The organism is Halomonas sp. MES3-P3E (assembly GCF_002836035.1).
Taxonomy (GTDB): Bacteria; Pseudomonadota; Gammaproteobacteria; order Pseudomonadales; family Halomonadaceae; genus Vreelandella; species Vreelandella arctica.
The window spans coordinates 1-6,972 of the sequence record NZ_PJBT01000059.1; the positions used below are offsets into that span (position 1 = coordinate 1).

At 48.0% G+C, this 6,972-nt stretch carries 7 protein-coding genes; 6 read left to right on the forward strand and 1 reads right to left on the reverse strand.

Translation table 11 applies throughout. The features are described from left to right. Positions 1-238 precede the first annotated feature (238 nt). The 6 genes from CXF87_RS11240 to CXF87_RS11265 all read left to right on the forward strand — a co-directional run bounded on the left by CXF87_RS11240 (position 239) and on the right by CXF87_RS11265 (position 6,413). Positions 239-991, forward strand: coding sequence for a hypothetical protein (locus CXF87_RS11240; RefSeq protein WP_101146691.1), 753 nt, complete (start codon positions 239-241; stop codon positions 989-991). Positions 992-996: 5 nt separating this feature from the next. Next, on the forward strand, positions 997-1,407 hold the full coding sequence (locus CXF87_RS11245; protein ID WP_022522142.1) for a hypothetical protein: 411 nt from the start codon (positions 997-999) through the stop codon (positions 1,405-1,407). Continuing rightward, positions 1,400-1,837, forward strand: a complete 438-nt coding sequence (locus CXF87_RS11250) for a VPA1267 family protein (protein WP_022522143.1) — start codon at positions 1,400-1,402, stop codon at positions 1,835-1,837. Before CXF87_RS11245 ends, CXF87_RS11250 begins: the two co-directional genes overlap by 8 nt. Before the next feature lie 212 nt (positions 1,838-2,049). Beyond that, a complete protein-coding gene (locus CXF87_RS11255) occupies positions 2,050-4,002 on the forward strand; it encodes an AAA family ATPase (RefSeq protein WP_198556060.1) in 1,953 nt (650 codons plus the stop codon). A 456-nt stretch (positions 4,003-4,458) separates the two neighbouring features. After that, entirely contained in the window at positions 4,459-5,850 is a 1,392-nt protein-coding gene (locus CXF87_RS11260; protein ID WP_101146693.1) for an MBL fold metallo-hydrolase, read from the forward strand. Positions 5,851-5,957: 107 nt separating this feature from the next. Continuing rightward, positions 5,958-6,413: a DUF305 domain-containing protein gene (locus CXF87_RS11265; RefSeq protein ID WP_022522170.1), complete on the forward strand. Its 456-nt coding sequence runs from the start codon at positions 5,958-5,960 to the stop codon at positions 6,411-6,413. Positions 6,414-6,776: 363 nt separating this feature from the next. Here CXF87_RS11265 and CXF87_RS11270 read toward each other — a convergent pair. Continuing rightward, on the reverse strand, positions 6,777-6,972 hold a 196-nt coding region (locus CXF87_RS11270; protein ID WP_198556061.1), incomplete at its 5' end, for a transposase.

Below are 6,972 nucleotides of genomic sequence, written 5' to 3' on the forward strand. Positions count from 1 at the left end.
GACGTTGGGCATGGCACTGTCTGGGTGAATGGCGATATTCGCTATATTGCCATGCAGTTCAGTAGGTTAGAAGCATTCCTGGGGGCCGGTCTCACGGATTCAGGTATATAGTAAGTCATTTTTCGCATTGAATTCGCCTGCAAGTATTTCGAGTCATCTGTTAAATCGTCTTAATAGTCGTGTTTCAGAGAAAACAACACGTCCTAATTTGTTCGAGCAACACGGGTATGGGCAAGAAATGAGAATTAGGCCGCATCAGTTTAGACACTTTGCCAATACAATGGCTCATCTCAGCGATATTCCTATTGAAATAATTACCGCATGGTCTGGAAGAAAAGATGTTAATCAAACATTTGAATATATTCATACTACTGAGCATGAGGAGTCTGAGCGAATAAGCTCTGTGCTCAATTTCTCAAATGACAAAGACTCAGATATCCGTATAATCACAAGTAAGGACTTGACAGAGACTACTAACCTGCCTGCTTCCGTGACATCAACTGGCGTATGTATTCAAGAGCTAAATGTTTCCCCTTGTGAATATTTAAACGATTTTGTTAGTCAGTGCTTTATGTGTTCTTCCGCTTGTCATATTGCAGGAGATCAAAAAGCGATTGATCTTTTTGAAAAAGACTTTGTTTACCAAAAGGCTCGGCTGGATCAGGTGAGCAATGATTCTAGAGTCAAAGTTTCAAAAGCAATGCAAGACTGGGTTGTGATACACCACCGTAATACAGAAGTACTTAAATCTTTGATCCTGCTTATGAAAGAGTACCCTGTTGGTTCTATCATTCGTTTTTCCCAAAGGATTAGTGAGTTCAAAGTGACGGATCTGAGTACCAAAAAAGTAGAAACAATAAGGTTTGCGTTGCCTGATTCAAATAGTGGATTGAAAAGCCTTCAGTCCACTGAAACCAGTCACGTCGATCTTGGTGCTGAGAATAGCGATTTGAATAATTTGCTATCCAACTTTGGTTTGTCAGAGGAATAAATTCAATGGCCTTGCCAAAAATAAGCTCTCAGGAACAACGCAAAATTGAAGTTCTCATTCATAAGTGGAAAGGGAAGCTTACCTGGGCGACATTGGTTGAGCGAGCCGAGCTGGAACTGGGGATAAGGGTTACTCGCCAGACACTCTGCACCTATACGGGTATCTTACACGCTTATAAAGATAAGAAAAATCAGCTACGCGGTGTTCCCTCGTCAATGCCCGAAGAAGTCACTGTGGAGAGTGCAAGCCTTGCTCGGCAAATTGAAAACCTAAAAGCAGAGATAGTCATTTTTGAACGCAAAAACAATGAGCAACTGAGGTTGATCGAACGCATTTTATCTAACGCTAGAGAAATACCAAACTTGGATTTACGTACCCTAATCAAGAAACGCCCTGAAGAGATGAACAATGGCTAGTGGTCAGCAATTAGCAAAACACAATCTTGAGCAGTTTCGAACTTGGCGAGCCACTCAGACTGACGAAGATTTTCTACAAATTATCCACCTCGGTCGGTTGAAGCGCGTGGAAATTGCTAAGGCAATTGGTTGTGGTAAAAGTGCGCTAACTCAGAATCCTGGTTTGCGTGCTGAAATCGATGCTCTTGAATCGGAATTACGGAATCGGAGTATCCTTCCACCAGTAGTAGAGGCCGCCCATACACCAACCGATCAGTCTCGGGAATACAATATTTCGGCAACACGTCTAACGCGCAATGATCATCGTTCCGCCCGACTTGAGCAGGAGAATATAGAACTCAAAGCCCGAATTAGAGAGCTAGAGCGCCGCCTAGCCCGCTTTGGCGAGCTATCCGAGACGTTAGCCGAAATGGGGGTGATGCCGCGCTGATGAATACGCTCTGCCCATTTGATACTGATTTCTTGCGAGTTACTAGCATTCCATATGCAACGGATAGATATGTCATTTTCAGCGGTGTCCCAGTTCGCAACTCCTCTCCGTTAGTCAGTAGCGTAAAATACGTCATTACGATCAAATCCGATTTGTCAGCTCTCCCTGTCGCACCGTCAATAGGTCAGCATTGGAAGGTTACTGGGTCGTACGTGATCGACACTCTGCAGAATGGTGCTTATTCGTTCAGACGCCACACCTATGATGCGCCAAAACAGCTTGCTTGTACCTTGCCGCAAGACGGCGAGCAGTTGATTCAATTTATCGCTAATGAAGAAGACTTTAAGGGCATCGGAGAGCAGAAAGCCCGCTTGCTCTGGCATGCATTGGGCGAACACTTTCATATGACCGTGAGCAAGGATACACCAGAGTCTCGAAATAAATTACTGAAGCTACTGAGCCCTGATTCTGTCAATGCACTGTTTGAAGGATATGCCAAGTATGCAAACCTCTCTGCCTGTAATTGGATGTCCGAGCACGCCATACCGGCGCCAGTTCAGCAACGGCTTTTAAAATTTCATCACGAGCGTTCCATTGAAATAATCCAAGAGAATCCCTATGTGCTTATGGGTTTCGGCATGTCCTTCCAGGAAGTGGACTCTCTCAACTTCACTATCACAGATGAAGACCCTAGACGTCTGATTGCTGCTGTTGAGATGGCGATAAGGAAGGACGTCGAAAAAGGCCATACCTACACGACTCAAAGCCGAATTCGCCCGTATGTCAGTAAGGCGCTTGGCACTTCAAAGCTTGCGTCTCGGGCTTTTGAAGTCGGTCATCAAAAGGCCCAGTTCGTGCTGAACCAGGAAGCTGATACCTACCATCCAACGGCGCAGTTCTTGATGGAGTCAGTTGTAGCAAAGCGACTAAGAAAGTTAGCTGCTCAAATCGATTTATATGACCAGGATGCCGACCAAGCCTGCAGAACCTCATTAGCCGAGATGCCTTATGAATTGACGCAGCGTCAAGTTCAGGCCATTGCGATCTCTCTGGATAATGCTGTTAGTTGCATCACAGGCGGTGCAGGAACGGGGAAGACCACTGTGCTCCGCACAACGCTTAGTGCCTTCAAAGCTCTCGGCTACGAGATACACGCCGTTGCCCTATCAGGCCGGGCAGCGATGCGCCTGCAGGAGTCGATTGGTTTCCAAACAAGGACTATTGCCGGGCTGCTACGGCAAGCACCTGTTGAGCCCACTAGTGCTCAACCTCTGCACCTGCTCGTAATAGATGAAGCCAGCATGGTCGATTTACCCACCATGTATCGTCTAGTCACTCACCTCAGCCCTGATATTCGGATCATTTTCACGGGTGATCCTGATCAGTTACCACCAATTGGTTGCGGTAAAGTTCTTTCAGATATTGTTGCATCGGGCCTGATTGCTAACACAACGTTAGATATTGTGAAACGCCAAGTGGAGTCGACGGGCATCCCTGAATATTCGCAAATGATTAACGAGGGTATCGTTCCTAAGCAGCTGTCTATGGGTGCAGTCTTTTTTCACGAGACACCCCAAAACAACATTGCCGAACAATGTACTGCGCTGTTTGCAGAGGCTCCAGACGGTAGCCGCATCGTCGGCGCAACTAAAGCGCTCGTAGCTGATATTAATCAGCGCGTACAGGCAGCGGTGAATTCAAGCGGACAGCGTATGGAATTTGAGCTGCAAGGTGACCGTTTTTTCCGCGAAATTCGCTGTGGCGACTCTGTGTTATTTACGGAGAATAATTACGACTCAGGTATCCAGAATGGGTCATTGGGTACTTTAATTTCGTCCGAGTCCGAGGCTACAGGAAAATATTTCGGCGTGGTGCGATTGGATGTCGGCAGCGAGATTGTGTTAACTCAGGCTATCCAGGAATCAATGGAGCTCGGCTATTGCATTACACTTCACAAAGCACAAGGATCGCAATTTCCGCGTGTGATTATTGCCCTTAGGCCTGGGAGAATAGTGGATAGAGCATGGCTTTATACCGCGATTACACGCGCTGAGTCGGAGGTGCATATCGTTGGCACGGCTCGTGACTTAGCAACGATTACTCATAAACCCAGCTTTTCCCACCAAAGACTGAGCTATCTAGAACAACTTTTGGCGAAGGAATGAGGAGAAACTCCTATTTTTCAATGCTTGCACCTCAAACCCCAACCAAAATCACCTCCGCCTGCCCATCCAACTGTTCCTTCACTGACTGCCATTCCGGCATAAAACTGTATTGGTGCCAGGCAGGTTTGTCGATGGGTGCACGAATCATCTTCAAGTAAGTAACTTAATGCAGGTTTAACGAACGGTCTCCAACAAAAACTCTTTCAGGTGCAAAAAGTAAAGCACCGAGGCTTCCTCAATATCTCAGTCCCCGCCAAGTATTCAGGTGCCGTTCAGTGATCCACCGAACAGACTAACGTTTTTTGTGAGATTAACGTCGATTACGTTTCACTGTGGTTGCAGTGGCCAAATCGTTCTATCTTAAATGTTAGTTGACAACGAGGAAGCACACGCGTTTTACGTAAAAATATTGGACGATTGGGCAATGACACCCCCCATCTTTTAAAGGAGGTAGCGATGCTTATTTTCGAGTCTTTTTTTACAAGTGGCCTAGCACAGGTTTCCTATCTGGTTGGTGACAGCAAGGCGGCAGTGGCCGCGGTAATCGACCCTCGTCGAGATATTGATATCTACTTGCAGATGGCAAAAGAGCAAGGCCTGCGAATTGCCTATGTCATCGAAACGCACATTCATGCAGAGTTTGTATCCGGTGCTCAATCACTGGCGAACCGCACTGGTGCGCAGGTTATTGGTGGCCGCTCCGATGAATACCGGTTCGACCTTCGCCATGTCAGCGATGGTGAGGTATTGGAACTCGGCCAGGTAAGGCTGCAGATCATGCATTCGCCGGGCCATACGCCTGAACACATTTCTCTTCAGCTGTTCGATACGCAGCAAGGCAGTGACCCCATCGCATTATTCACTGGCGACACGTTGTTCAACCTGGATGTTGGGCGCCCTGATTTGCTTGGAGAGGGCAGTGAACGAAAGCTGGCCAGTGAGCTATTTCACACTCTCTTTGATCGTTATCTGCCGCTGGGCGATCGGATAGAAATATATTCCTTTCATGGGGCCGGTTCGGCGGGCGGTAAGTCGATAGGTGACAGGCATCAATCTACGCTTGGCAACGAACGGCTTTTTAATTCTGTACTGCAGGAAAAGAGTAGCGAAGAGGCGTTTATTGACACGCTGCTTGCCGATATGCCGGAACCGCCACGACACTATGCGCGCTTGAAGAAGCTGAACGTCGGTGCCATCGAACAGTGGGAAAGCCTATCGCTGGCCCCGCCGCTGTCGCCTGATGACTTTCAATCACTTGCTGGCAACGCCAACATGCAGGTCGTAGACATTCGCTCAATACTGGCATTTGGCGGTGGCCATGTGCCAGGGGCTATCAACATCGCGTTACGTAACGAGTTTGTCAGTTGGGCGGGATGGATGCTCTATGACTCCCGCCCAATTTTGCTGGTGGGCGAGTCGACAGAAGATGTCCATCAAGCCATTACCCAGCTCTACCGCATCGGCCTGGATGACATTCGTGGCTACCTGCACAATGGTATAACGGATTGGCAGAATGCGGCACTACCCCTGAGCAGGTTGCAGGAGTGGACCGTCCACGAGCTGAACGCTCGGCGTGAAGAGCCCGATGTTCAGGTGCTTGATGTGCGTAGTCCCAATGAGGTTGCCAATGGACGAGTACCGGGCGCAAAGCATATTTACGTCGTCCATCTTGCCGAGCAACTAGATAAATTAGATCCGAACAAGACCATCGCCACTTACTGCGGATCAGGCTATCGAGCCTCGATTGCCGCCAGCCTTCTGAAGCGAGCTGGCTTCTCCGACGTGGCGAACACGCCAGGGTCATGGGCGGCTTGGAACGCAGCAGGTCTGCCTATTGAAACGAGCTGAGCTGAACCGGTGTATCAGTACTCCCATGCCGCTCAAAATCGCAAAATACGAGTACGTAGGCATCATGCGATAATTTCATTATTATATTGATTTTAAAGAAAAAATCTATGAAAATGTCTTACTGGCGTTTCGTCGCAATGGTCGCTACATCGACAATCATTATGTATGGGTTGATGTATCTGAACACGTACGCTTTTGACCATGTTTTCTGGAGCGAAACTAGAGCATGGATGGCTCTTGTCATGGGGGCTGTGATGGCGGTAGTGATGTTGAGCTTTATGCTCAATATGTATCAGAAAAAAAAGATAAACATCGCCATCTATGCAGGCAGTGCTGTGCTTTTCATTGCTGCATTATGGATCGTCCGTAGCCAGGTTACCGTAGATGACACCGATTACATGAAAGCAATGATTCCCCATCATTCAATCGCGATCCTGACCAGTGAGCGAGCGAAAATTTCAGATCCGCGTGTCCGTGAGCTGGCAGATGAAATCATTGCTGCACAGCGTCGCGAAATTGAGGAAATGAAACAGCTCATAAACGACTTGGAAAAAGCGGACTGATGTTTATTTTTTCATAAAACCGTTCACGTCAGATTTTTATCTTTCCGATTATCACATTAGGCACTGTTTACCTCACCGGTTGTGGCTTTCCAACTTCGGGAGACCTAGGAACAGTTGTACAGCCCTTAAGTTTTTCGTGCGTCGATATATCAGAGACGATTTGGTGCGCCGCATAGTGTGTGCCATAGATTGACGCATCTAGCCTGGATTTCTCATAGTACCTCAGCCAGTACCGCACTCAGGCTCTAACACCGCTAAACACCTATTGGCTCGACTTACATCGGCTACTTTTTAACCACTTTTCGTCGTTCAGACACACCTCCCCCTTCCCCCCATTGCGTCGGGCCGGGGGAGCCCGAGCAGTCAGTTCGGCACCAACCGCCTGACGAGATCGGATAGCGCCGTTTTATAGGGGTAGCTGTCACTCATGAGTACGCGGATTCGACGCGTATTGCGGATGATGACCGCGCCTACTTTGATGAGCTTGAGCCTCAGGTTGCTCGGACTCATGCGCGCGAAGGGCGTGTGCTTCAGGTAAGTCCGTAACCGCTCGAACAGT